This window comes from Bradyrhizobium ontarionense (genome assembly GCF_021088345.1).
In the GTDB taxonomy this organism is placed as follows: Bacteria; Pseudomonadota; Alphaproteobacteria; order Rhizobiales; family Xanthobacteraceae; genus Bradyrhizobium; species Bradyrhizobium ontarionense.
The window spans coordinates 5,862,647-5,886,366 of record NZ_CP088156.1 but is presented as its reverse complement, the minus strand read 5'-3'; the positions used below and the strand labels follow the sequence as shown (position 1 = coordinate 5,886,366).

22 protein-coding genes are annotated in these 23,720 nt (G+C 61.2%); 3 read left to right on the top strand and 19 right to left on the bottom strand.

Annotated features, from left to right (window positions below):
• Positions 1 to 16: 16 nt before the first annotated feature.
• Positions 17 to 997: a TauD/TfdA family dioxygenase gene (locus LQG66_RS25925; protein ID WP_231318476.1), complete on the bottom strand. Its 981-nt coding sequence runs from the start codon at positions 995 to 997 to the stop codon at positions 17 to 19.
• A gap of 774 nt (positions 998 to 1,771) precedes the next feature.
• Here LQG66_RS25925 and LQG66_RS25920 point away from each other — a divergent pair.
• Complete coding sequence (locus LQG66_RS25920) at positions 1,772 to 2,569, top strand: thioesterase II family protein (protein ID WP_231318475.1); 798 nt, start codon at positions 1,772 to 1,774, stop codon at positions 2,567 to 2,569.
• Between the two features lie 183 nt (positions 2,570 to 2,752).
• On the opposite strand, the gene LQG66_RS25915 is transcribed toward LQG66_RS25920, so the two are convergent.
• Positions 2,753 to 4,501, bottom strand: coding sequence for an ABC transporter ATP-binding protein (locus tag LQG66_RS25915; RefSeq protein WP_231318474.1), 1,749 nt, complete (start codon positions 4,499 to 4,501; stop codon positions 2,753 to 2,755).
• Positions 4,502 to 5,209: 708 nt separating this feature from the next.
• Complete coding sequence (gene lanM, locus LQG66_RS25910; RefSeq protein ID WP_231327943.1) at positions 5,210 to 5,566, bottom strand: lanmodulin LanM; 357 nt, start codon at positions 5,564 to 5,566, stop codon at positions 5,210 to 5,212.
• 818 nt (positions 5,567 to 6,384) lie between these two features.
• On the opposite strand from lanM, the gene LQG66_RS25905 reads away from it, so the two are divergent.
• Positions 6,385 to 6,744: a hypothetical protein gene (locus LQG66_RS25905; protein ID WP_231327942.1), complete on the top strand. Its 360-nt coding sequence runs from the start codon at positions 6,385 to 6,387 to the stop codon at positions 6,742 to 6,744.
• A gap of 256 nt (positions 6,745 to 7,000) precedes the next feature.
• Here LQG66_RS25905 and LQG66_RS25900 read toward each other — a convergent pair whose 3' ends face one another.
• From LQG66_RS25900 to LQG66_RS25835, 14 genes are all read right to left on the bottom strand, one after another.
• Entirely contained in the window at positions 7,001 to 7,639 is a 639-nt protein-coding gene (locus LQG66_RS25900) for a response regulator transcription factor (protein ID WP_231318473.1), read from the bottom strand.
• The gene (locus LQG66_RS25895; protein ID WP_231318472.1) at positions 7,636 to 9,141 is read right to left on the bottom strand and encodes a LapD/MoxY N-terminal periplasmic domain-containing protein; all 1,506 of its coding nucleotides are present in this window, start codon (positions 9,139 to 9,141) and stop codon (positions 7,636 to 7,638) included. The genes LQG66_RS25900 and LQG66_RS25895 overlap by 4 nt, the downstream gene beginning before the upstream one ends.
• Positions 9,123 to 9,650, bottom strand: a complete 528-nt coding sequence (locus LQG66_RS25890; RefSeq protein ID WP_231318471.1) for a hypothetical protein — start codon at positions 9,648 to 9,650, stop codon at positions 9,123 to 9,125. Before LQG66_RS25890 ends, LQG66_RS25895 begins: the two co-directional genes overlap by 19 nt.
• The gene (locus LQG66_RS25885) at positions 9,650 to 10,165 is read right to left on the bottom strand and encodes an SRPBCC family protein (protein ID WP_231318470.1); all 516 of its coding nucleotides are present in this window, start codon (positions 10,163 to 10,165) and stop codon (positions 9,650 to 9,652) included. The genes LQG66_RS25890 and LQG66_RS25885 overlap by 1 nt, the downstream gene beginning before the upstream one ends.
• Positions 10,166 to 10,174: 9 nt before the next feature.
• Complete coding sequence (locus LQG66_RS25880; RefSeq protein ID WP_425601247.1) at positions 10,175 to 11,176, bottom strand: vWA domain-containing protein; 1,002 nt, start codon at positions 11,174 to 11,176, stop codon at positions 10,175 to 10,177.
• Positions 11,173 to 11,694, bottom strand: a complete 522-nt coding sequence (locus tag LQG66_RS25875) for an MxaK protein (protein WP_231327940.1) — start codon at positions 11,692 to 11,694, stop codon at positions 11,173 to 11,175. Before LQG66_RS25875 ends, LQG66_RS25880 begins: the two co-directional genes overlap by 4 nt.
• Before the next feature lie 113 nt (positions 11,695 to 11,807).
• Positions 11,808 to 12,830 (bottom strand): vWA domain-containing protein, encoded by a 1,023-nt coding sequence (locus LQG66_RS25870; protein ID WP_231318469.1) that lies wholly within the window; start codon positions 12,828 to 12,830, stop codon positions 11,808 to 11,810.
• Positions 12,827 to 13,777 carry a nonribosomal peptide synthetase MxaA gene (locus LQG66_RS25865; RefSeq protein ID WP_231318468.1) on the bottom strand — a complete coding sequence of 317 codons (951 nt, stop codon included), beginning with the start codon at positions 13,775 to 13,777 and terminating at the stop codon, positions 12,827 to 12,829. Before LQG66_RS25865 ends, LQG66_RS25870 begins: the two co-directional genes overlap by 4 nt.
• A 7-nt stretch (positions 13,778 to 13,784) precedes the next feature.
• Positions 13,785 to 14,633, bottom strand: a complete 849-nt coding sequence (locus LQG66_RS25860; protein ID WP_231318467.1) for a DUF58 domain-containing protein — start codon at positions 14,631 to 14,633, stop codon at positions 13,785 to 13,787.
• On the bottom strand, positions 14,630 to 15,661 hold the full coding sequence (locus LQG66_RS25855; protein ID WP_231318466.1) for an AAA family ATPase: 1,032 nt from the start codon (positions 15,659 to 15,661) through the stop codon (positions 14,630 to 14,632). The genes LQG66_RS25860 and LQG66_RS25855 overlap by 4 nt, the downstream gene beginning before the upstream one ends.
• Before the next feature lie 175 nt (positions 15,662 to 15,836).
• Entirely contained in the window at positions 15,837 to 16,136 is a 300-nt protein-coding gene (locus LQG66_RS25850; protein WP_425601246.1) for a methanol dehydrogenase, read from the bottom strand.
• 68 nt (positions 16,137 to 16,204) lie between these two features.
• Entirely contained in the window at positions 16,205 to 16,744 is a 540-nt protein-coding gene (gene moxG, locus LQG66_RS25845) for a cytochrome c(L), periplasmic (RefSeq protein ID WP_231318465.1), read from the bottom strand.
• 75 nt (positions 16,745 to 16,819) lie between these two features.
• Positions 16,820 to 17,704, bottom strand: coding sequence for a methanol oxidation system protein MoxJ (gene moxJ, locus LQG66_RS25840; RefSeq protein ID WP_231318464.1), 885 nt, complete (start codon positions 17,702 to 17,704; stop codon positions 16,820 to 16,822).
• A gap of 160 nt (positions 17,705 to 17,864) precedes the next feature.
• Positions 17,865 to 19,697 carry a methanol/ethanol family PQQ-dependent dehydrogenase gene (locus LQG66_RS25835; RefSeq protein WP_425601245.1) on the bottom strand — a complete coding sequence of 611 codons (1,833 nt, stop codon included), beginning with the start codon at positions 19,695 to 19,697 and terminating at the stop codon, positions 17,865 to 17,867.
• Positions 19,698 to 20,046: 349 nt separating this feature from the next.
• Between LQG66_RS25835 and LQG66_RS25830 the strand changes: the two genes are divergently transcribed.
• Complete coding sequence (locus LQG66_RS25830) at positions 20,047 to 20,847, top strand: trypsin-like serine peptidase (protein ID WP_231318462.1); 801 nt, start codon at positions 20,047 to 20,049, stop codon at positions 20,845 to 20,847.
• Positions 20,848 to 22,254: 1,407 nt separating this feature from the next.
• Here the strand turns inward: LQG66_RS25830 and LQG66_RS25825 are convergent.
• Both LQG66_RS25825 and LQG66_RS25820 read right to left on the bottom strand, forming a co-directional pair.
• Positions 22,255 to 22,836: a DUF4399 domain-containing protein gene (locus LQG66_RS25825; protein WP_231318461.1), complete on the bottom strand. Its 582-nt coding sequence runs from the start codon at positions 22,834 to 22,836 to the stop codon at positions 22,255 to 22,257.
• A 36-nt stretch (positions 22,837 to 22,872) separates the two neighbouring features.
• Positions 22,873 to 23,658 (bottom strand): formylglycine-generating enzyme family protein, encoded by a 786-nt coding sequence (locus tag LQG66_RS25820; protein WP_231318460.1) that lies wholly within the window; start codon positions 23,656 to 23,658, stop codon positions 22,873 to 22,875.
• Between the last annotated feature and the right edge of the window lie 62 nt (positions 23,659 to 23,720).

Here is a 23,720-nt window from a genome sequence, read left to right as displayed (position 1 = left end):
GTGCTGCATGTTCAGATCATCTGCATTTCGAATAGGCATCGCAGAGCGACGCCAGGATCAGCCTGTCTCCGGTGAAGGGCTCGCGGCCATGCGCCACCTGCATGTTGTCGACCAGGAGCACGTCGCCCTGCTGCCAGTCGAAATGCACCTTTTCAGCTTCGAAGGCCGCTCTGATCTCGGCGAGTTGGGCGGAGGGAATCTCGCTGCCATCGCCGAAGCACGCGTGACGTGGCAGATCCTCGAGTCCGAAGGTCTCAATGAGCGCATCGGCCGTCTCACGACCCAGGCTCGTGACATGAAACAGGTGGGCCTGATTGAAGAAAATGGTCTGGTCCAGCGCATGATGGCGCGCCACGCCCTGGGCGAGTTGCCGCGTCCGCAGACGCTCGCCGTCGTCCACCCATTCGAAGTCGATCTCCAACCGCCGGCAAATGGCGCCCACCTCCTCGCGCGACTCGGTCTGGAAGACGTTCCGCCAGCTCAGATCGAGTCCGTCATGATAGTTGCGGAGATAGGCGACCCCTTTCGTCCTGAAACTGTCGAAACAGTCCGGTGAAATCCGACTCATCACAGCAACCATGTCAGCCAGCGGCGTCTGACCACCGGTCCGCGGGGCGCGCGCGCAGGCGAACAGGAGCTTCGTCGGCCAATCGCGCTGGTACGCATTTTCGCAATGCATCGGAATCGTATGCATCGCCGGATACTCGGAGGCGGTATAGGTGGCACCTCCAAGCTTCTCTCGTGGTGTCGAGCGATATTCGTACGCCAGCGCCTCGTTGGTGAGCGCCTGGATGACGACCTCGAATCGTTCGACCGAGTCGATCGAGAAGCCACGGAACAGGATCGCTCCATGCTGCAAGAGCAGATGGTCGATGGCGGCGCGATTGGCGCGCAGAAACGGGCCTGCCTCGAGATCATCTCTCACCGGCCGCACGACCAGCGGTAGACGCCCGTCCTCGCGCAACGGCTGCGCGGTTACGTCAGATCGATCCAACAAGAGAGCCTCCCTTCAAACGGGCCCTTCTGCCGTTGCCTTCATCCACACGCACAGCGCGACTAAATCGCGGCATGTGTCCGGGCATGGGCCCAGAGCGCAATCGATCGCTGCGCCGATCGTCGATCAGGCGCCGACGACAACGATGGACTTTGCGACGGATGTCAGGAGCTTTGCGGCAGCAAGCTAAGAAGTGCCTGAAAGCTAGCGCCGCCAGGACACGATGATTTCGGTCGAGGCTGCCGGAGATGCTTCAACGGCCGACTGCATCGATCGACTTCGTTCAACCGCCTGGGAATGCTGAGCACTGAAATGACATTTGACCATGTCCCCTCCCGAAATCCGGCGACGATCCGCTTTGGATGAAAGTGGTAACCTGAAACCAATTTTGCCCGCAACTCCGCCCACCGCGAAGCTTTCGCGGGCCAGCCGCTTCGTTTCCAGATTCTCCCGAAATCTGTCGCAACGACTCCTGTTGTCGAGACGCAGCTTTCCCGAAATGCCGCATTGCTGACCTCGGAATCGAAAAATGATGTATCCGCGCCACGCTCGAACAAATAATCCAGACGCCTCATACAGTCGTGAGGGTCGTGGACGACGCCGACCGTCGTGACAGTTGTTTGATACTATGCCGACGCATGGTCACAATGATGGCCTTCGCTCGCCCATCGTGACGTCGACTCTCCGTCGGCCGAGCTGAAATAACTCATATTCATCAGGCGGCTGTTCAAAGACGCTTTTTGTCGTCTGGACTACGCTGTAAAGAATCAACCTCAATTGAATGCCAAACCTCCCAACGAGACCTACTCTGTGACGAATACGAACGACACGCCCTGGATCGTAAAGTGGCGGAGCACCTCAGCAGGACGCGCCACTCTCCTGGCATTTCCGCATGCTGGCGGGACGGCATCGATGGCACGCCGGTGGACTGATCATCTGCCGGACTGGTGCAACCTATGGGCGATCCAGTATCCCGGACGCGAAGCGCGTTTTGCCGAAATGCCGTTCAGTCGAGCCGAGCCGCTAGCCGACGCCATCACCGCGGCCGTCATCCCCCATTTGTGCGGTCCGGTCTGCTTCTTCGGTCATTCCTTGGGCGCATTGCTGGCTTTCCTGGTCACTCAACGGCTGATTGCTGCCTCGCAGCCCGCCCCTCGTCACCTGATCGTCTCGGGACGGCGCGCACCGCATCTTCCCGATCCGCAAGACCCCTCGCACGGCCTGCCCGAGCCCGAGTTCATCGCGCGTCTACGAAGACTGAACGGCACGCCTCCTGAAGTCTTCCATCATGTCGGACTGCTGGATCTCTTGCTGCCAATGCTGCGCGCCGATTTCGCAGCGAGCGAAACCTACCGATACAAGCCAGGTCCACCACTGTCATGTCCGGTCACGGTCTTCGGCGGCATCCGTGATCCGCTGACGACGCCAGACGATCTCCGCGCCTGGGCCATATATGCCCCGGAACGCACGGCCACGCACATGTTTGATGGCGACCACTTCTTCTTCCGCTCCGCCGAGGCGGACGTTCTCACACACGTTGCTGCGATCGTCACCCGAATCGCGGCTCAGCAGTGACCACGATCGACATTCTGCTCGGGCGAGCACCGACATCAGTGCCGTCATCGCTATCACCTGATGCGTTTGGTCAATGATGTCTGACGAGGTCGCATAGGCTCAAGACAACAGTCGACGCCTTGACACGCCTCGAAAGGAATGATCGGCAGAAGCCCGGGGCAAGGATAGACGATACTGCACGGCTCAACAGGTCGCTTCACTGGTCACGCGGGCGAAGAAATCGCTTCGAGATCGCAGATCATCATACGTACCGTAGCCTTCTATGCGCCCGTCGTGAACCACGATCACCGCATCGCCTATCGCCATGGCGCTGGGTCGATGCGTCACCATCAAGATCGTTGCCCCCGCAAATGATTCGAGAATCTGGTCGATTACCCAGCGTTCGGTCACGACGTCGAGCGACGACATCCCCTCATCGATCACTACGATGTCGGGGACGCGGAGGAACAATCTCGCCAGAGCAAGCCTCTGTCGCTGGCCGCCCGAGATCGTGGCACCGCGATCGCCGAGCAGAGTGTCCAGGCCATGGGGCAAATTGCTCAAGAAATCGTCCAACCCAGCGCGGTCAAGCGCTGAAAGCAACTCCTGATCGGACGCCGACGGGCGCGCGATCAGCAGGTTGAAGCGGAGCGTGTCCTTGAACAGGAATACATCCTGAGACACGCATCCGACCCGCTCATTCAAGGTCCGCACGTCAAAGGTGGCAATATCCTGCCCGAACAGCCGGATCGATCCGTGGTCCGGCGGGTACTGCTTCGTCAAGGCCTTGACGATCGAACTCTTGCCCGCGCCGCTTGGTCCCGTGATGACGATGCGCTGCCCCGGCGAGACGGTAAAGCTGACCTCCTTGAGGACTGCAATCTGTGCGCCGGGATACGTCAATGATACCTGCTCGAACTCGATCGCAGGGCATCCGGGGGCGGAAACGGTCGCCGAAGCAGGCCTGAGAACGGAAGCCGGAGCGCGGGACAGCTTTTCGATGAATTGTCCGAACGTCGCAAGCGACCGATTGATCTCGGCGAACATGTTGCCGAGAGTCTCGATCGGCGAAAGTAGCGTCAGGGCGTAGGTACCGACAAGTACGAGATTGCCGACTGAACGCCCCTCTTGAACAACATCGTAAAGGGCAAACATGAAGGAGGCGCCGAAGAGGCCGACGAACAGCAGCGCATTCACAAGCTGCATCTGGGCGCTGACGTTCCAATAGGCAGCCTGCGCATCTCGATCCTCATCGAGCGCTTTGCGGTACCTTGCGAGCAGAAAGTCGTACCCATTGAATTGGCGCGCGACTTGGATATTGGCAATCGAATCCACCAGTGTCGTATAGGTCCTGCGGCCGGCGACCATTGATCCCGTCTTGAGCGCACCGAGCTTTCGACCCTGGACACGATGGTTGACCATGAATAGCACGACATAGACCGCGATCAATCCTGCCATGATGACGTTCCGGTTGGCCGCAAGCACGGCGATGGCGATGCCGATCTGCACGAGCGGCGCGACGGCGGAGGACGAAAAGCTTCTTATGATGATGTAAAGATCGTTCGACGCCTGCGCGATCTCCTGGCTCAGTTCGCCTGAGTTTCGCTTTGAGAAGAAGCTGTCTGATTGCTCGCAAAGATAGTCGAAATATCCAGCAAGCAGCGAGCTGTTGGCGTTGAGCCGCAACGTGCTCTGGAGCTGGAGCACCAGCACACCGATGATTCTCGGCAGAGCGATCGTTGCCAGATATCCGAAGACCAGAAAGACGATGTACCAGCCTGAACCGGACCTTGCCTGCAGCAGACCATCGGTCAGACGACCGAGAAGAAGCGGCGACATCGCCATGCAACCTGACGCGATGATCACACAGAGCACGGTCACCACAATCATCCGCCGCTCCCTGAGCCGGAGGTGGCGGGTCATCCAGACCGACAGCTTGATCCACTCCTTCATGACGAAAACACCTCACGGCACTGCGTCTTGCGCACGCACATCGATCGTCGACCCCGTCGTCGCCTGGAGCGGAAATGGATTCCACACGCTGCTCCAGCGGCCGTCGGTCCGACACAGCGTAGTGCCGAAGTGACCGCGGCCGACCGCACTCTGCGGGCAGGTCTGCGCATTTGCAGCGGGGGCTGCCGCCGGTATGGAGGCTGCGCCAGACAGCGCGGAGCGGCTCTCAATCTATTCACGTGCCGAAACAAATACCGAGTTCGTGCTGCCTTTCAGCCGATGGTCTCGATGGGTAACTTGGCTACGATCTGAACGGCAACGATGGGCCCAGTTGCGCAAGCAAATCTTGCCGGAAAACGGCCAGCCGAACTCCGGTTCCTCCTGAACTGTCGGGCAAGACGTCCCCGTTTTGCGCGCTCAAATTTCCCGAATGACCATCATTCAAGCTTAAGTGGCCATAGACAGAGCCCTTTTTGTCACGCTCGATATTTTTGTTCGACAAGACGTTTGCTGCTCCGCATCGCGATTGCTGCGCGCGGTTCGCCCTGTGGCGCGGGACCAAACCAGCGCCCTTTCGTTCCACGATCCACCTGGCAAAAGGGCCGAAACGAGCATTCATCTGATCCGCATGTGCTCCACAACAGAAAGCCCGCGCCGGTTTCCCGTGGCGGGCTCTCTATTCAGCGGACCGTTTCGCTCCGGTGCAATTCACTTCAACAACTTGGCGACCGACTTCAGCTCTTTCGAGTCCAGCGTGCCGTCATTGTCGGGATCGGCCGCCTTGAATCGGCTTGCGACGAGGGCAAGATACTCGTCCTTGGTGAGGGTCCCGTCGTTGTCTGGATCAGCGGTCTTGAAGTCCTTGGCGGACACGCGTCCACGCAATTCCTTGGAGTCCAGCGTCCCATCATGGTCGCGGTCGAGACGATCGAACAGGGCATTGGCCGCAGCGCGAACCTCATTCGTGTCGGCGGTGCCGTCCTTGTCGGGGTCGATCGAGATCATCAGTTTCGATGCGGCCGGCGCGCTCGTCGCCATCGTCGACGTACCGGCCATCGCGGCCACGCCAAAGGCAACCGCCGTCGCTATCGTTCTGAAATTCATTGAATTTGTCCTTTTCTTACGCCCGCCAATGGGCCGCGATTGATGCAGACTGACACATATGGAAATGCGCCCCGTTCGCAGGACGCGCGCCGAATGTACAACTGTGGCCCAATTTAGGCCGCACGATTTCGCAAACGCAATAGGCCGAAGGGCCGGGAAATTACTGGGCGCAGCGCCGCTCTTCTGACCTTGCGATCCGGAGAAGCCATCCGACGGACGCGTCGAATTGGCGTCATGCACGGCTTGAAGCAGGCGCATTTTCGGGCTCCGGCCGACGTTATGCGGGCCCTATGCACGATGGCTTCCCATCTGACTTCACCCACCGAACGCTGAATGAGTGAAGCTGGCAGCTGACGCGCTGGCTTCGGTCCTCGCTCCGAAACAACGACATTGGGCTGCACAACCGCGACGGCGAACTCGTCGCCACAAGTTCGCCGCACGCCAAATGAGTCGCTAGCAATACAGCAGCAAGACGGCGAAGCCGAAATGCTCGGGACTTCTTCCCGCGTATCGTTGGCTGTTTTGACCACAGTCACGCCCCTCAACTTGAGGTATACTCATAACTATCAAGTTTATCTTCCTCGAACTTTCGCCACAGATATCGATGAGTTGTTCGATGTCACGCGGTAGAAGGAGACCTATGCATGCAGCGCACGATCTCAGTCAAGGCGTCGAGCTCCTTCAAGCGCTCTGTGTCGCACTTCCGTCGTGGCCTCCGGGAGCTTACGACGCTGACGGCTTCAAGCAGCGCGTCTCGTACACGGCGTCCCGTACCGGGGATACTCATCGTTCTGGCTGTGGCGCAACTGATCCTTCCGAGTCTGGATGCCAAGGCGCGGGATGTCGACGGTCGATACGCTTCCTCTCCCCTGAAGAGCTGGTTCGAGACGCTGCGTTCGCAGAAGGGCCCGTGTTGTTCCGATGCCGATGGAACGGCTCTGTCCGATATTGATTGGGACGTGACCGACGGTCAGTACCGCGTCCGAATCGAGGGACAGTGGTGGAACGTCCCCGAAGAAGCCATCATCAAAGAACCGAACCGCGCCGGTCGGACCATGGTCTGGCCGGTCTACTATTGGCAGCTCGATCGCGCCTTGCGCATCGACATTCGCTGCTTCATGCCGGGCCACATGACTTGAGCGATAGTCGTCTTCCTTGCTCCTGAGACCAAGCCGAATCAATGAAGCCTAGACGCTCAAAGCTGAGAGCAAGGAATGCTCAGGAAGCGTCATCAACAAGTCATCTTGTTCGAAACATGAACCACTTCGCCGGATGCGACATCGCCAACGTTTCCGGACACGAGTTTGCCTCGAGACGTCGGATCGCAGCCAGCGTCTCGGTATCGCCCATCGAGATGTCGTCGGTACATCGCGGAAGGTCATGCTTGCCCGCCTCTTAGTGCGTAATTCCATGATCATTCTGAAGCGCGAATCGGATCAAGTCGGCCAAAGTCCTGACCTGCAGCTTTGTCCGCATCGACGAGCATGCGTTGGTGACCGTGCTGTAGCTGATGCCCAGCTTAGTGGCGATCTGATCGTAGTTGTTCCCTCTTGCGAGCAGCGACAGAATCTGGATCTCGCGGTCGGTCAGATTTTTGGATGCCAATTCGTCACTCTTGTTACGCAACAGCGCAACCTGCACCGCGATCTCGTGACTGAGATGCGTGGATCCAGTTGCTACTTTCTGAAATGCAGCGACGAACTCCGAAGAAGGTGAATCCTTGAGCACATAGCCGGCCACGCCACTGTCCAAAGCGCGTTTCACGATGGTCGGATCATTGTGCATGCTCAAAACCAGGATCCGCGTCTTTCGTTCGGCCTGAATGATCCTCTGAATCAACGACAATCCGCCGAGATCGTCCCCGGCCAGCGTTAGATCGACGATCACGACATCGGGCCTGTGCCTCAGGAATGCGCCATGGCCCGTCCGGACATCGGTGGCCTCGATGATCGGATCGACGCCGATATCCTGCAGAAGATGCCTGCAGCCCTGCAGCATCATGGGATGATCGTCGATGAGAAGCGCTGAGGTCATGATATGACATCCTCCGAAAGCACGACGACGGGGACATCACCTCCGTCGGTCGCAAGCACGACGGTCAGCGTCGTGCCGCATGATGAGCTCTCAAGCCTGAAGGCGCCGCTCAGCGCCTCAACCCGTTCGCGCATTCCGGCCAGTCCCACGCCGGCTTTGAAGGGCCGGCGCAATCCGATGCCATCGTCATCGACCCGGATGAAGACAAATTGCCGTCCAAGCATGTCCTTTTGATTGATCATCAAAATGATTTTCTGCGCCTGCGCGTGCCGGATCGCGTTGAACATGCCTTCCTGGACGCATCGGTAGATCGTGAGGTCCAGGATCGCACCATAGCTCTCCTGTAGCTCGCCGATCGTCTGCTCGAATTCGGGCGTATTCTCCGTCCTATCGAACTCGACGAGCAGCTTGATCAGGCAATCCCTCAGCGGGATCTGCCCCAGCGCCATGGGGCGAAGCCGGTCGAGCAGCCGTCGATTGATTCCTTGAATCTGCGACACGATGTCGACGACGTCCAAGGCCCTCTCGTGCAATCGGCCAAGATCAGGTCGATCCTTGGACATCCGGGCAATCGACGTCGCGCTGGCTTCCAGGGTGAAAAGACATGGGCCAACCTCGTCATGGAGTTCCAGAGCCGTTCGCCGCCGCTCTTCATCCTGCGCCGTCAGCAGCTTCAAATTTAGGCTGCGATTGGCCTGATACGCGCCGGCAAGTGCCTCAGCAGTCTGATTGAAATGGTCTGCAATGATGTCGAGCTCCGTCATGGATGTGCTCGGCAGGCGTACGGCATAGTTCTTGTCGCCGAGATGTTTCAGGCCGGAGACCAGCCGCGTGAGCGGCTTCAGTATCCGCCCGAACAGAAGGAACAATGCGAAGATGACCGCTGCGTTCAGGCAGCACGCTGTGAGGACCAGTGCGCGAACATAATTCCATGCCTCGTTGATCTCGTCGCTCGGATCCGATGTAATCACGACGGTGCCGAGTCTTTGGCTGGCCGCGATGATCGGAAAGTTGTTGCGCTCGACGGGTGGCGCGACGAGGCGGGTGAACCATTCTGGCGCATCATGAATATCGGCGCCTTCCAAGATCTTGTCCGACGATGATGCCGGCACCGCGACGGATCTGCCTTCGGCATCGATCACGGATATCTTGATGTGACGAACGGATTGGAAATGCAGATCGATGCTCTTCAGCAGCACTGACGCCGGCATGAATTGCAGCAGACGTATCGTATCTGCCGTAAGGGCATCCGCAAGCCGCATTGACGACGCGATCTCCCTACGCGTATTCGTTCGTGCGTTCAAGACAACCACCGTGGTCGTCAACGCCGCGGCGACGCAATCGATGAGAAGCACGATGGCGATCAGACGAAGCCGCAGCGAACGAAAGGAAAGCGACGTCAAGAACGATGCCGCGGCTTGCTTCCAGGCCGCCTGCGCAGTCGTAGGTCCAACCGATGTCGCCGGCACCAGTGAGGACTTCATCATTTCGCGTCCGTGCATGCAGACTCCCTGCAGGCATTTGCATGCCTGAACTTTGCACCGACATGCTCGAGCGCCTGCGTACGTCCCTCGCCGTTGCGCCTGAGGATCAGATAGTGCTGGCACATTTCGCCATAGAGCTTTCTGTCCGATGACAGGTCGGCGGCGTCGACCATGCCGGTCAGGATGTCGACATAGCGCTCGGGCTGCCCCGCTTCCGCCAACGCGTCCCCCGTCTGCGCCGTCCGGTTTGCGATCATGCGCTCGTCTTCGTAGAAGCGCGAGACAGCCTGCCGGATCGCCCTCCGCAACCGGTCGGCCTCCGAATCGCTCGCAAGGACGTCATGGCCAACCTCCCGGCTCCGCAGCCAGAGCGCGGTCTCGATCTTGTCGGTGACTGAAAGCCATGTCGAGACCTCCTCCGGCTTCTTGACGACGACTGTTCGTTCTCGCCGCGCGTCCGGCTCCTCGTTGCAGGCGGCAAGAGCCAGCACGTATCCCAGCAGCAGGACGAACAGAGCGCGGCGCATCACTCCGCCTCGGCCCTTGCCTTGATCCCGTCGAGGCCTGCCCGGAACAATTCCCGCAATGCCGTTTTCGCGGCCTCGTCGTTGAGTTCGTCCGGCGGTTCGTTCTCCGTGTCACCGCGGTAGACACGCGCAGACCATTTGACGCTGCTCCCCTGCGCGTCCGGTGTCACGACCAGGGTCGCCGAGTAAGAACTCGCCGGCAAGGCTTTGACGTTCGGATTGAGCATTCGGTAGGAATAGGTCATTCTGGCCGGGTCATATTCATCGACCTCCTCCTCGAGCGTCTCGCCGTTGGTGAAGGTCAGCACCCGCTTCTGGTTCGACCCTTCGCTCGCCTTCACCACCGCATCCCATTTGGAGATGCCGGCATAGTCGCCGGCCACGGCCCATACCTTGTCCGGTGCAGCCCTGATCGTGACGGTCTCCTCGACTTTCTGCGGCGTCGGCCCGTGTGCGAAGGCCGCCGTGATCAGAAAGAGCAAGCAGGAAGCTGCATAAACAGGGTGAAAGCTCATCGGAAAACCTCACGGTTTGGCGGATTTCAGGCTGGCGAGGCGCCGGCCCAGCGGCGAGAAGACGGCGAGAAGAGCCGACAGAGCGAGAAGCCCCGGCAGCCAGCGCAGGTCGGTCAGCCCATGGCTGGCACGCGGCACGGACACGGGCAGATAGGCCTCGGTGAGTCCCGCCGGACCATCCAGATGCGCGTAGGCGAGGCCGGTCTCCTGAGCGAGTTGCTTCAGATAGGGCTCTCGCACGGACGACAGGTGTTCCGATCCCTTCGCCGCCACCGACCCGAACGGCGCATTCCGCGGATTGTAACCGGGCCTGGTCTCGGCGTCGGGCGGCGGCGGTCCGAAGCGGTTCTCGTGCGGCACGTCTTCCGCGCCCCAGAAGCCGACCTCGTTGCCGCGATCGTCGAATTTCGGGATCGGCGAAAGCGAATAACCACCGGCACCGACGATCAGGCCCCTCACCTCGTTTCGCTTGCCCTCGAACGGCGGTGGGCCGGACGCTGGCAACGGCGGCGCCTCCTGGCCATCGGTGATGAAGATCAGGTCGATGCCGAGACTTCTGGCCATCTCGATCGATCGGAACAGACCGGCGGCGATGTGGCTGTCGCCCTCCCAGGCCTCGCGCCAGTCGATCGCATCAATCGCGCCCGACACTGCGCCGTAGTCGCGGCAGACATCGATCGGCTCGAACAGCAGGAACGGCACGCGCTCGCTGAACAGCCCCAAGGCCAACCGGCTCGGACACGGCAGTCGGCCGATCATGTCCTTCAGCGCGGTCTTGGCGATGGCAAGGCGGCTGGCAGGCTTGCCCGCAGCCTGATAGTCGCGCGTGTTCATGCTGCCGGTGATGTCGACGACGACGAGCACATCTGCGCCCACCAGCGTCATCGGCAACGGCGGCAAGACGATCGCGGCATACAGCAGGACCAGCGCCGCCTGCAGGAGCAGAGCCAAGGGATCGCGCAGTTTCTGCCGCCAGCGCCACATCGCAACGCCTTCCCCGAACGACGTCATGGCAGCCCCTGCGGCTTGCCTGGGATGTCCGTCCAGATCTTGTTCCGGTCGGCCTTGATGTCGTCGCCCGAGGTCCGCTCGAACGCCGGAAAATCGCGGATCAGCCGGGAGGCCACGTCGAAATTGAACTTGGCGTCCCAATCGTCGGGCGCCAGCGTCAGCGCCCGGCGGTACGCATCGCGCGACAGCACGACGAAGGGGCCCGCGCTGTCGAGCTTGCTTGCAGTGATGAGGTCGAAGGCCTGGCGCAGGCGGCTGTTGGCGAGATCGAAATGCGCGATGGCCGCGAGCCGTCCACCGTCCTGCCTGTCGAGCGCTTCCAGATATGGCCGCACCTCGTCGGTCCGGTCGTGATCGAGCAGGAACGAGATGCGTGCCAGCAGCAATTCGGCCGGTGCGTTCAGCGCGACGTCCACGTCATGCCCGGCCCTCAACCGTAGGATCGTTTCATTGGCTTTCGCGATGCGAAGCGTCCCGGCAAGCAGCGCAAGACATGACAGAACGAGCAAGATCAACACTGCGACCAGCAGATGCGATCGCCCGCGTGACCAGAGCGGCGCCAGTTTCTTGAACGTCCGGTCAGGACGAGGCTCGTTGCGACCAATCGCGAGGGCCCTGTGCGTGAGGTCGCTCATGCCGTCGCCCCGACGGGCGCTTTGGCTGCGCCAGCGCCGGTCACCAGACGCACTTCGAGCAACTTGCCGGCGACCAGCACAACGGTGAACACACAGGCGAGCGCGTAGGCCAGCCCTGTCAGATCGCGGCGCGGAAGGCGTTCGACATAGGTGATCGGAAAGCGTTCGAGCTCGTCGATCTGGTCGATGGCATCGGCGACCTGATCCGGGTTCTCGGCCTGGAAGGCGCGATATGGGACGCCGAGAGTCTGGAAGAACAGGTTGAGAAAGCGCTCGGGCATGGCCCGCGGCGTATCCTCACCCGGACCTGGCTTGTCGAACATGCCGCGGCTTCCGGCCGTTCGCAGGAACAGAAAGAACAGATCCGCCTTGAACTTGCGGAATTCTGCGCGGAGCTGATCCTGCAGATGGGTCTCGATCACGGCGCCGCCGTCCGACACCAGCAGGATCGCGTGGTGCTCATCCGGATGATCCGCGGCAAACATCGACAGCGCCATGCCGAGCCCGCGGGCCATGTTGGTGAAGTCGAGGCCTGGGCGGTCGCTCGCATCGATCGCGGCCCTGACCGCGTCGTGATGATCGGTCGGCGGCAACACCAGCATTGGCGACGTCGAGAAGGCCGCGACGCCGAACAGATCGTGCGGTCGCCTGCCGACGAAATCGCGCAGCAGCCGCTTGGTGGCCAACGCCTTGGACTCCTCGCCACCGGCCGGCGTTCGACCGGCAAAGGTGTCGTTCATGCTGCCGCTACGGTCGAGCAGGATGACGACCTGCGCTCCCTCGCCGGCCCGGCTCACGATTTGCCCGACACGATACGGACCGGCGAGCGCCGCCACGACCAGCGCGATGGCGGCGACAGCTGAGCCGCGCAAGGTCCAGGCAATGAGCGTCGACAGCGGATCGGCGGGAACGACGGACACCGAGCCCACCCGGGTCTCGCGATGCGCGGAAAACATCAGCGGCAGCATCGCCAGCACCAGCGCCAGCAGCACCCAGGGACGGTCGACGGCGAGGTTCATGGCCCGGCCCTTTCTGCGACCGCCAGCTTGCGCGTGAGCGTTTCGATCCGATCGAACGAAAATTCTCGCCGCGCCCGCTCGGGATCATTGGCGAAGAACGCCAGACGCGACGCACCGAAGAAATCGCCCAGACCATCCTTCAGGGCGCGATAGGCTGCATGGCGCTGCAGGAAGAGATCGAGGTCATCGGCGAGCACCGATCTGTCGTCGGCGCGGTCGATGCCTCGATGCAGAATTTCGAGCGCCTCAAGATAGGCCGCGATCTCGTCCTCGCGGCCACGCAGCCGCCGCAACCGATGAGCGGCCTGGGAGAATGTACGGGCCGGACGCCGCAAGAACGGCCACCAAGCGCGATTATATGCCACCAGAGCCAGACACAGGAACGCAGCAGCGAGCGCTGCGATCAGCGACCAGATCCACGGCGAAAGATCGATAATCGCAGCCCGGCGATCCGGTCGCAAATAATCCTTTGGATCGCTCTTGACCGGTGGGGCCACTTCGCGCAGCGGCGAGACGCCGATGGTCCAGGCCGGCACCTGGAACGAGGCGGTTTCGTCGCCGCGATGGAACAGCAGCGGGATCGTCGGGATCTCCTGTTGCCGGACGTCGAGCGCATCGTAGAAATTCTGGTAGATGATCGTCAGGACATAGCGGCGATCGCCGCCGGCGGTGTCCTGCTTGACGTCGACAGACCGGATGTCGAGCCAATAGGCGACGCTGCCCGGACTTGGCAGCGAGGCCGGGTCGATGCTGGCGTCGCCATCGACGATGAGCGTGATATCCGCCTTGATCAAATCGCCGACGAAATAACCGATATCCCGCGGCGTCCGGATCGTCACCTGCTTCACGACGGGCACGTCGGCCGCGAACGCAGCCGGCGCCGAGATCGGCACAAGGGCCGCGAGCACCAAAACCGCCAAGCCGATCAGCCGGATGAACGTCTGCATGACGGCTCTAGGCCTCCATGAGCTGCCGCGAGATCAAGTCGACATCTATGACATCCGTGATAAGGACGGGGGCGCGCCCGAACCTCAGCAGGATTCGCCGGATACCGGCTCGGCGCTCAGCCTCCTGCGCAAGCCAGCGGCGCTTCAGGGCCGGACGCATGAACACGACCTTGCGCTGCAAGGTCTCAAGATCCGTCAACTCCAGCAAGCCCCAATCCGGCAGATCGCTGCGCTCTGACGAGTCGTCGATCACGACCGGGATGAGATCGTGCTGGCTGAGCGCCTCACAGCCCGCCTCCAACAGATCGAGCGGCAGCAGGAAGTCGGAGACGACGAAGACTATCTTGCGTCTGCCGCCGAGCCGGCGAGCGGCGTCATGCAGGCCTTTGGCATCGCGCCCGCGCCATTCGGCCTGGCGCAGCAACGCCTCGACGTCCACCGCGCTGCCAAGGCGCCGATTCGGCGGAATGAAGCAGTCCGGCCGAATGTCGCTATCGAAACCGATCAGGGCGAAGCGGTCGCCGCTGCGGATCACCGAGCGCGCCAGCGCGCCGCAAAGCTCGGCGACCAGGTCCTGCTTCCGGGCCCGCCCCTCATAGGACAGCGATCGTGTCATATCGACCAGCGCATAGACATCGATCGCATTGCGCTGTTGGAAGCGGCGCACCAGGGTGGCCTCGAACGGATCACGCAACGTGCCGCGGACATCGATCCGACGCGCGTCGGGATGCGCCATGAACGGCACCTGGTCACGAAACGTGCCGAAGGTGCCGATACCCCGGCTCGCATGCGCGCCGGCCCGCAAGCCGGAGATGCGGCCGCGCGGCCGGTAAACGATGTCACGGGACTCCGTCATGGCGCGGGCACGCTGGCAAGCACCGCAGTGCAGAGATCCCGGACGATCTCCTCACGGCGCATTTCATAGATCGGATCGAGGAAGATCCGATGCGCCATCGTCTCGACGAAGATGTCGCGGATATCCTCGGGCACCAGCATATCGCGCCCCTCCAGCCAGGCGCGCACGCGCGCCGCACGCACCGCGAAGGCAAGTCCCCGGGGACTGCCGCCGCCCTGCACGAGCCGCCCGGTGTCGACGCCGGGGATCACAATGCCAGCAGCAGCCGGACGAACGATCGCATCCCACAGCCGGACCACATAGGTCTGCAACGCCTCGCTCGTGTGGATGCTCATCTGGATCAGCGGCGCACAGACGACCAGGGACTTGAAGTCGAGCGCCGGCGCGTCGATTACCTGCAGCAGCGTCTCCGTGTCGTGGAAACGGGGATCGAACACCAACTGGCGCCTGACATCGGTATCAACAGGCGCCTCGACAGCAATCTCCATCAGGAAGCGATCGCGGGCCGCGGCAGGGAGCTCGAACGTCTCTTCCTTCTCGACGCGGTTGCGGTCTGCGTAAACCTGCATGTAGGGAAACTCGAAGGTTCGGTTGAATGCTGTGACGCTGCGTTCCGCCATCAGACGGAGAAGCAGTGAATGCATCTGCGGCCGCGCGCGGTTGATCTCGTTGAAAAAGAACACGGACAATTCGTCAGATCGCCCCAGGATCGCCGACGGCTCGACCCTCGGCCGGCCGTCATCACCGAGAAAGGTGTGATAGAGCAGGTCGCTCGGCATCATGTCGACCGTCCCCTCGATGCGCTCGTAGCTGCCGCCAAGGGAGCGCGCCACCGCACGCAATAGGGTCGTCTTGCCGACGCCGACATCGCCGGCCAGCAAAACATGCCCGCGCGCGAACACCGCGATCGTCACCAGACGGACCGCACGCGGCTGCCCGACGATCACCTGCCTGACCGACGCCTCGAAGTCTGATGCGGCGGATCGCCAGCGCTCCAGCAAGGAGGCGGTTGAAACGGCATCGTTCATCGAGACTCCGGAAAGTGACGATCAGCTCTTGTCATGGGCCGCGAAAGCCGAACGGATCGCTGACTTCGACCTTCCATATGGCCTTCCGATCGACTTTCAGCATCGCGCAGCCGGCAGAGATAATGCACGCCGCCGGCTCGTCAGCACGAGACGCAGACTGGAACGGCTCACCGAGCTACTTGTCCGCGATCTTGTCGACCTCATAGACGAATCTCCCGGTCTTGCGGAAATTCTCGACGCGACGCGCGTTGCGCGCTTCCATCTCGCGCTCGGATGCGTCCTGCTTGGCGACCTCCTTCGGATCGAGCTTGGGATCATATTTGGAGCCGGCAATCTTGTCCGGGAAGCCTGGCTTGGGTTCCCAGCAGTTTCCTGGCGCCTTGCACTTGGTCCCGTCATAGGCCGACGCCGGGACGGCCATTCCCGCTGCCATAACCGCGACGATCGCAATGATGGAGTTCATAGCTTTTGTCATTGGGTCTCCTCCTCTTGCTGAAGCTTTTTGTTGTCGTCCAAATACCCTCTCACGCCACTCAGCAGCATTCATGGCGCTTTGCACAGTCCCGGCGGATCATCCGGGAAGGTCTCTCCTCGCTTGAACGGCGTGAACTTCCTTCTCTGATCGGCTGTCAACCACGTCGCCGCCTTGACGTCATCCTTGTAGATATGCCGGACCCACGCCATCACCTGCAGCATCTGGTCGAGCGTCAGATCATCATAGTGCGGACCCATCTGCGCCCTGGCGCCGCCAAAGATGGTCTCGAACAAGCCCTGGTCCGTCGTGTTCTTTGGATAGGTCCAATAGTCATCATTCAGACCCGGACCGATCTTTCCTTCCCCGATCTCGCCATGGCAGCCGGAACAGGATGTGAGATAGAACGATTCACCTGGCTTGAGGCAACTGGCGTCCTCGATATAGGGATTGATCCCGGTCTGGAAGAACTTGCGCACGCCCTCTGTGTTGCGGCCTTCCTTCTGCGCATTGGACAAGTCGAGCGGCTCCCCCGTATCGGTGTTGCGGAGATCCATCGAGGTCGGCGGTATCGACTCGTCGGGTGTTGCAAACAGGCCTTGAGCCGTCATCCAAAGCACAAAAGACCAGACGACGAGTAACGATCTTCTCATTGTTGATCCTAACGCGATTCCAGTGATCGTTACTTAGTTCGAGCTCTGGCCCTTGAGGATCGGAATACCCTCATCTCTGAGGATGTCCGCGATCTCGGGTGCCACCTTTTCCAGAGCGGTGTCGAGTGCAACCAGAAGCGCTTCGTCGCCATGCCGCACGCCCATCGATTGATCGTATTGCTGCGGGATCCGCTCGCCGTCGCGGTCCGCGTCATCCTTGATCGGCACCATCTTGAGCGCCGCATTCGCCTTGACGTAACGGGCAATGTCGGGAGCGAACACCGCCGCGACGCCCGCATTGCCGCTTTCGACCTCGGAGACGATCTTCTGCGGCGGGATCTGCGTGTACTGGTTGCGCGGCGACCGGAAGCCCACCAGCGAATACAGATAGGCCATGTTATCGGTGTACTTGCCGATCTCCTTGAGCATGACTTCGCTCGGCGAGCCGAACTCGACGACGATGTGACCCACAGATTTGATCTGCGGATCCTCCCATGACTCGAGTTCAATGTTCCTGTCCTTCCGGGTGACAAACACGTAGCCCGCACGGTAATAAGGTTTCGTCGTCAGAACCCGCTGATCGCCGCTGTCGAGGCCGACGACGACGTCGCATCTGCCCTTGTCGAGCCAGTCGCGGACCAGATAGATCGCTGGCTTGTCCGCGAAAACAAAGACCGGCTCGCGCCCCATTGCCTTCGCCACGACACTGGCGATCCTGTTCTCGAAGCCTGTCTGGTCTTTCGACGAGAACGGCAATTCGTTTCCGGCCGCACAGATGCGCAGCTTCGATGCATCGGCCTGCTCAGCCACGGTTTTCCCGCCTATGAGAGCGGAACCGGTCGCCTCGGCCGCGGCCGCCGGCAACGGGGGCTGCATCAGGCAGGCGAGGATGATGGCGGGTGCAAGCGTGGAAGACATTAATCGTGACATGCTGAACTCAGTGGTTTTCGGAGTGGTTTTCGGAACACCGAAGGAGATGCGAGGGAGCAGATCGAGGCGGGCTCGATTCGGGCGGCCGTCCGTTCCGGCCGTCGGGGCCGGAACGGAGTCTTGGTCTGCGTCAGTATCGCAGCGAAGCCTAATTCGACGACTTGTATTCGCCGAGGTTCACGTCGTCGAAGGGGCCCTTGCCGTTCAGCGAGAAGACCATCACGCCGCCGCCCATCTGGGTGTAGTTGGCGAGCTGCTTGAAGGCACCGACCGCGCCGAGACCCGCCGTCGGATCCTGCAGGTCAAACACCAGACCGACGCCCGGCCAGCCGCCGACGCCATAGTAGATGGCGACATACTGGGTGCCGTCATGCATGTAGGAGATCGGGTAGCCGATCACGCCGGAGGGCAGCTTGAACTTCCAGAGCAGTTCGCCGGTGTCGCTGTTGCGGGCCTTGATGAAGCCGTCGAGCGTACCGTAGAAGACGAGATTCCCCGCCGTCGCCAAGGTGCCGCCCCAGACCGCAAAGCGCTCCATCTTCTCCCATTTGAACTTGCCGGTGATGGCGTTGTAGGCTTTGATCTGGCCGAGGCCCTCGTAGTTCTGGCGATCACCCTTGGGGCCGGGATACATGTTCAGCGTGGCGCCGACGAAGAACTGTCCCGCCCGGTAGGGCAGCATGAAGGGTTCCCAGTCCATGCAGATGTGGTTGATCCCCATGAAGAACAGTTCCTTGGTGGGATCGTAGGAATCATGGCCCTGGTTGTGATAGCCCATCGCCGACGGACAGATGTCCTTGGCGAGGTGGTCCATCCTCGTGCCATATTCCGGGTCGCGCACCGGCTGACCGCTGGCGAGATCGACGGTCTTGAACACGTTGACGGTGTCGTCGATCTTGTTGGCTGACACCAGATCGCCGTTGGTGCGATCCAGCGTGTAGACGATGCCGTTGCGATCGGGGTGCGTCAGCAGGCTGCGGGTCTTGCCGTCCTTATCCTTCTGCTCGGAGAGCATCATGACGTTGACGCCGGCATAATCCCACTCGTCGTGCGGCGTCTTCTGGTAGCCGAACTTGGCTTCGCCAGTGTCGACGTCGCGGCCGAAAATGGTCATCGTCCACTTGTTGTCGCCCGGACGCATGGTCTCGTTCCACGGCGCCGGGTTTCCTGTGCCGAAATAGACCAGATTGGTCTTCGGATCGAACGCGTACCAGCCCCAATTGGTGCCGCCGCCGACCTTCCACGCGTCGCCTTCCCAGGTCGAGAGGCCGAGCCCCTTCTGGCCATATTGCGGGTTCTTGAGGTTGAAGTCGGACGCCAGCAGCAGGTCCTTGTCGGGACCAGTCGCATAGGCCCGCCACTTCTGCGCGCCGTCGTGAACGTCATAGGCCGTCAGATAGCCGCGAACGCCGAGCTCGGCACCGGACGATCCGACCAGCACGGTGTCCTTGACCACATAGGGCGCAATGGTGAGCGTCGAGCCGACCTTGATGTCGGAGTTCTCCATCTTCCAGAGCAACTCGCCGGTCTTGGCGTTGAGCGCCTCGATATGCCCATCGAGCAGTGTCTTGAGGATCAACGGCGGCGTCTTGGCGTCTCCCGGCCAATAGGCCAGGCCACGATTGACGATGTCGCAACACGCCACCGCACGGGCGGCCGGATTCTGCTTCGGCTTGTCCTGCCACAGGATCCGCGTCGGATCCTTGAGATCCAGTGCAAATGTATTGTTCGGGAACGAGGTGTGCACGTACATCGTTCCGTTGACGACCAGCGGCGCCCCCTCGTGACCGTTGAGCAGTCCCGTCGAGAACGTCCAGGCGGGCTTCAGATTCTTGACGTTCTCGGTGTTGATCTGGGTCGCCTTGCTGTAATTGTCCGAATTGTAGTCCTTGCCGGGCATGATCCAGTTCTCGTCGCTTTGCGAGAGCTGGTCGAGCTTGTCGTTCGCACTTGCAAGCCCTGCTCCCCCCAGCGAACCCATCGCAAGAAGCGCTGCAAACGATGCTGTTTGTAATCGCCTGTACATGATAGGCCCATCTCCTGCTGTTTCCTGCCCTGCCGGGATCGACAGTGCCGCGCCCATGATTTGACGGAGTGCGTTTGGCCGCACTTCCAGCGAGCCCCACTCCAATGAGGATCGCATTGAACGATGCTAGATCGTCGAACCAAGGAACGCACCAGGATGATGTCTTAAAAATCGGTCAGACCTTTTGCGGCCAAGTCGGGAAACTTTCCTATGGCACCGTTCGGCGATGATGGGACTACATAGGACAGCACTGCTTGTCTTCTTGGGAGCAATCATCGAATGACGCGGCACGAGGTTCGCCCCGATGCAAATCAAAATCGCTTCGACAATCAGCATCGTCGTCGCCTTGTTGACACCGTTAGGCCACAAGACGCTCGAACCGACAGCGGCAGCCCTCTATCTAGAGGAACATCGCCGGCCGATGACGAGCGACGACTACCGTCGATATCCGGGGGCCGGTGTGCTGTTTTGTCGTGATGAGGCGAAGCTGTTCAAGAAGGCCGCCACGGCTTGGCTGATCGGCGCTCGATCGTTGGTGATGATGAACGCACACAATTTCCGCAATCGCGAAGGGAACGAAACTCGATCCGTCAATGACTGCTATCTTCAGATCAGCGGCAGGAATTACGATTTCGACGGAGATTTGGAGCTTGGCATTCCCAGTGACGGCAAGGCCTTGCATATTACCGACGATTGGGCCCTGGCGCACCTTGCGCATCCCGTCGAGGTGACCGTCAATCCGCAGCCTGCCCCGACAATATCGACACTTCCGACCGGCGATCTCATCGTGACGGTGACGATGGTCTCGCCAGCGGGCCACGGGAACTACAATGGTTCGACCAGCATCGAGCCGTGCCGCATTCACCAGGTCGACCCTCCGACGGAAGGCGGGATCCGTAGGGCGCGGCACGATTGCAACGATGGCTACGGCGGATCCGGCTCGGGCCTGTTCGACAAAGGCGGTCATCTGGTCGCGATGCAGAGCGCTTCACTGGACATGAACCGGCGGCTCGCCTTTGATCGAGAGCTGCACTACGGCTCCGCTCTCCTGATCGAGGGCGAGCTCCGTGATGCGATCATGAGGAACCTCGAAAAGACGCCATGAGCCCATATAACAAGACAGCGTCCGCGGCGTTCGCGCTTTTGATGATGAGCGGAGCGCGGTCATGCGCCGAGTCCTCGATCGAGCGCGGCGCCTACCTCGTCAACGCAGTGGCGGCCTGCCGGAGCGGTCATACGCCGCGGGATCCGTCTGCAGCTCCGCTGTCCGGCGGCCCGCGATTTGGCAGCGGCGCGTCCGCTGTGTTTGCGGCGAATATCACGCCCGACGTCGAGACCGGACTCGGGACCTGGTCGAGGCAGCAAATCATCGATGCTCTGCGCCTGGGCGTTCGGCCAGACGGTTCGCATATTGGCCCGCCGATGCCACAAGGAGCCTACCGGTTCATGTCGGACGATGATGCTGCGGCGATCGCGGACTATCTGCGGAGTATCGCGCCGGTCCGTAACGCCGTTCCCCGCGCACCGTCTCCATCGCCAGCCGCAGTCAGTCCAACTCCCGCTCCAAGGCCGAGCAGCCAGCGGGACGACCCAGTCTCACGCGGCTCGTACATCGTGACCGCCCTCGCGCACTGCACCGAATGTCATGATCGCGGCACGATCTCTCCGAGCGGGAGCACCGTGCCCAACGGCCGCGTGTTCCGCGGTGCCTGGGGCGTCGTCACAGCTCCCAGCATTGCGCCCGAGGCGTTGATCGCTCACACAGATGCTGAACTGGCGAAGCTGATTACCACGGGCCAACGCGCCGACGGTTCCGTGCTGCGTGGCCCAATGCCGGTGGCGGCCTACGCCTGGCTACGGCCGGACGATCTCGCTGCGATCGTCGCCTACCTGCGCGATCAATCGCCCTCTTCGCCAAAGTCATCTCCCGTGCGAGACTCGACGGCACCTTCGGTGCCGGTCGACACAGCGCGCTCACCTGCAGATCGAGCGAGATAGGATGTCAACGAGATGAGTCATGGAAGGTAAACACGCCGTTGCGAGTCCGCCCGCCGCACGGTCTCGACGTCAATAGAAGATCCGTTGGCGTCTGAGCATGCCGAGATCACAACGACGAAGTTACTCGCGGCGATCGGCGCGCCATCGCCCGATCGACTGCAAAGAAGAACCGTTCTTCGTCGCGAAGCCGGATGAGCCGGCTCAATCAAACAAGCCCGCCTCAGAGAGGCGGGCTTGATGGGATAGAATAGACGAGCCACGCACAGTGCTAAAATGCGCGGCAGGACACTCATGAAGTTCTGATCGACAAAAGGCAACATGAAGAAGATGCAGATTTGATGGGAATTTTGCCCGATCGATGTCCACGGACACGACGAGCGCCGCTCAAGCAATTGATGCGGCAACCTCCGTGCTGCATCCGGCAAACGCTCAGACCCTTTCCGGTGATTGTGGAAGCAACGGTCTCCACCGGCTTACAGCCGATCTCGTCGAGTGCTCCCGTCGACCGAAGCTACTACTTCCGCGGGCTGATAAGGCGTTTTAAGAAATCGGTTCCCTGCGACGGCGCCGCAGCACTCGGCACCGCTTCGGTCCTGCTCTCGCGCGATCCGGCCATGCGTGGTCGTTCGCGGCTCTTCGCACCTGTCTTGTCCGTCGAGTGGGAGTCCTGACGACTCTCTCCGGATTTCGATACGACAGTGATCACGATCTTCTCGGAGACGACAGGAGGATCGAAGCTGAGATGGTTGGCATCGCCGAGCGCAAGTTGCAGCGTATGCTTCCCCGGCGGCAACTCGACGACGGCCTCGGTCTCTCCCCCGGCGTAGTGAATGTGATTCTTGTCGTGTGGAATCGGCTGACCGGCCTCGATCGGCTTGTTTGTGTCGATGAGCAGATGATGATGACCACTGCCAGGAAAGTTGTCACCTGCATGGGTGACCGACATGTTGCGCAAGCCGAACCGACAGCGGAACCCGCGCTTGACCGTGTCGCCGTCGCTTGGCGAGATGATGTAGACATAGGCGCCCTTCGGCGCTTTTGTGCCTTCTCCCAAGGAGGGATGAGCCTGGAGAAGCAACGGCGCGGCGAACGCCATGCAACGGAGCAGTCTTTTCCGCATCACATTAATTACCTACATCGATGATGCCACTCGAAATCCGAGCGTCGGATATCTGAAGCGACCGTCATAATTGTCGCGGCTGGCCGCTCGCACATATCGCGGCTCGCTCTTCCACGAACCCGATCGGATGACGTGAACATGGCTGCCGTCGGCGAGCCATGGCGTGTTGTCGGCCGGGGCGCCGTGATAGTTCTTGTGCCAGCCGTCCGAGACCCATTGATCGACCCCGCCACCCATGTCGAAGAGACTGAAAGGGTTGGCTCGAAAACTGCCGACCTTCACGCGTTGCGCCGCGCCGGACTCGTTGCATCCGCCGCAGCCCGCCATGCCGGCCTGCATCTGATCACCCCACCAAAAGCGGGTTCGACGTCCGCCGCGTGCGGCATATTCCCATTCTGCTTCGCTCGGAAGCCGATACGCCTTGCCGGTGTGCTGCGACAGCCACGCAACGTAGTCCTGGGTATCCTGGAAACTCACATTGGCCATCGGATGGTCGTCAGGGCCCAAGGCGATGTCCGCGCATTTTCCAGCAGCCACGCAGTCCTTCCATTCACCGACGGTGACCGGGAAGCGTCCGAGCGCGAACGGTCGAATATCGACATGGTGGATCGGTGTCTCCGATGGATCATCGTTGCTTCCCATGCTGAAGGCGCCGCCAGGGATCGGCACCATTTCGGGAATGCGTGGTTTGGCGACGGTGCCCTGCCCGACGTCGACCGCTGGCCTTGCGACCATGATGGCATCACGGCTCGACGACGAATCGTCGGCCGCCCGCTCGACGTCTGCGTCAGTCCGCACGCTTGGCTTGGCCGCGTTTGTGCTGCTCGGCGCAAAGTCCGACGGGGCGGCGTTCGGAACGG

What these genes read in the sequence shown, in the direction of transcription:
- moxJ (WP_231318464.1), bottom strand. Translation starts at nt 17,704, where the DNA reads ATGTCTTCCACGCTTGCACCCGCCATCATCCTCGCCTGCCTGATGCAG.
- LQG66_RS25855 (WP_231318466.1), bottom strand. Translation starts at nt 15,661, where the DNA reads ATGAACGATGCCGTTTCAACCGCCTCCTTGCTGGAGCGCTGGCGATCC.
- LQG66_RS25880 (WP_425601247.1), bottom strand. Translation starts at nt 11,176, where the DNA reads ATGACGTCGTTCGGGGAAGGCGTTGCGATGTGGCGCTGGCGGCAGAAA.
- LQG66_RS25865 (WP_231318468.1), bottom strand. Translation starts at nt 13,777, where the DNA reads ATGCAGACGTTCATCCGGCTGATCGGCTTGGCGGTTTTGGTGCTCGCG.
- moxG (WP_231318465.1), bottom strand. Translation starts at nt 16,744, where the DNA reads ATGACGGCTCAAGGCCTGTTTGCAACACCCGACGAGTCGATACCGCCG.
- LQG66_RS25850 (WP_425601246.1), bottom strand. Translation starts at nt 16,136, where the DNA reads ATGACAAAAGCTATGAACTCCATCATTGCGATCGTCGCGGTTATGGCA.
- LQG66_RS25825 (WP_231318461.1), bottom strand. Translation starts at nt 22,836, where the DNA reads ATGGCGTTCGCCGCGCCGTTGCTTCTCCAGGCTCATCCCTCCTTGGGA.
- LQG66_RS25830 (WP_231318462.1), top strand. Translation starts at nt 20,047, where the DNA reads ATGCAAATCAAAATCGCTTCGACAATCAGCATCGTCGTCGCCTTGTTG.
- LQG66_RS25835 (WP_425601245.1), bottom strand. Translation starts at nt 19,697, where the DNA reads ATGGGTTCGCTGGGGGGAGCAGGGCTTGCAAGTGCGAACGACAAGCTC.
- LQG66_RS25890 (WP_231318471.1), bottom strand. Translation starts at nt 9,650, where the DNA reads ATGCGCCGCGCTCTGTTCGTCCTGCTGCTGGGATACGTGCTGGCTCTT.
- LQG66_RS25860 (WP_231318467.1), bottom strand. Translation starts at nt 14,633, where the DNA reads ATGACGGAGTCCCGTGACATCGTTTACCGGCCGCGCGGCCGCATCTCC.
- LQG66_RS25895 (WP_231318472.1), bottom strand. Translation starts at nt 9,141, where the DNA reads ATGCACGGACGCGAAATGATGAAGTCCTCACTGGTGCCGGCGACATCG.
- LQG66_RS25885 (WP_231318470.1), bottom strand. Translation starts at nt 10,165, where the DNA reads ATGAGCTTTCACCCTGTTTATGCAGCTTCCTGCTTGCTCTTTCTGATC.
- LQG66_RS25870 (WP_231318469.1), bottom strand. Translation starts at nt 12,830, where the DNA reads ATGAACCTCGCCGTCGACCGTCCCTGGGTGCTGCTGGCGCTGGTGCTG.
- LQG66_RS25915 (WP_231318474.1), bottom strand. Translation starts at nt 4,501, where the DNA reads ATGAAGGAGTGGATCAAGCTGTCGGTCTGGATGACCCGCCACCTCCGG.
- LQG66_RS25900 (WP_231318473.1), bottom strand. Translation starts at nt 7,639, where the DNA reads ATGACCTCAGCGCTTCTCATCGACGATCATCCCATGATGCTGCAGGGC.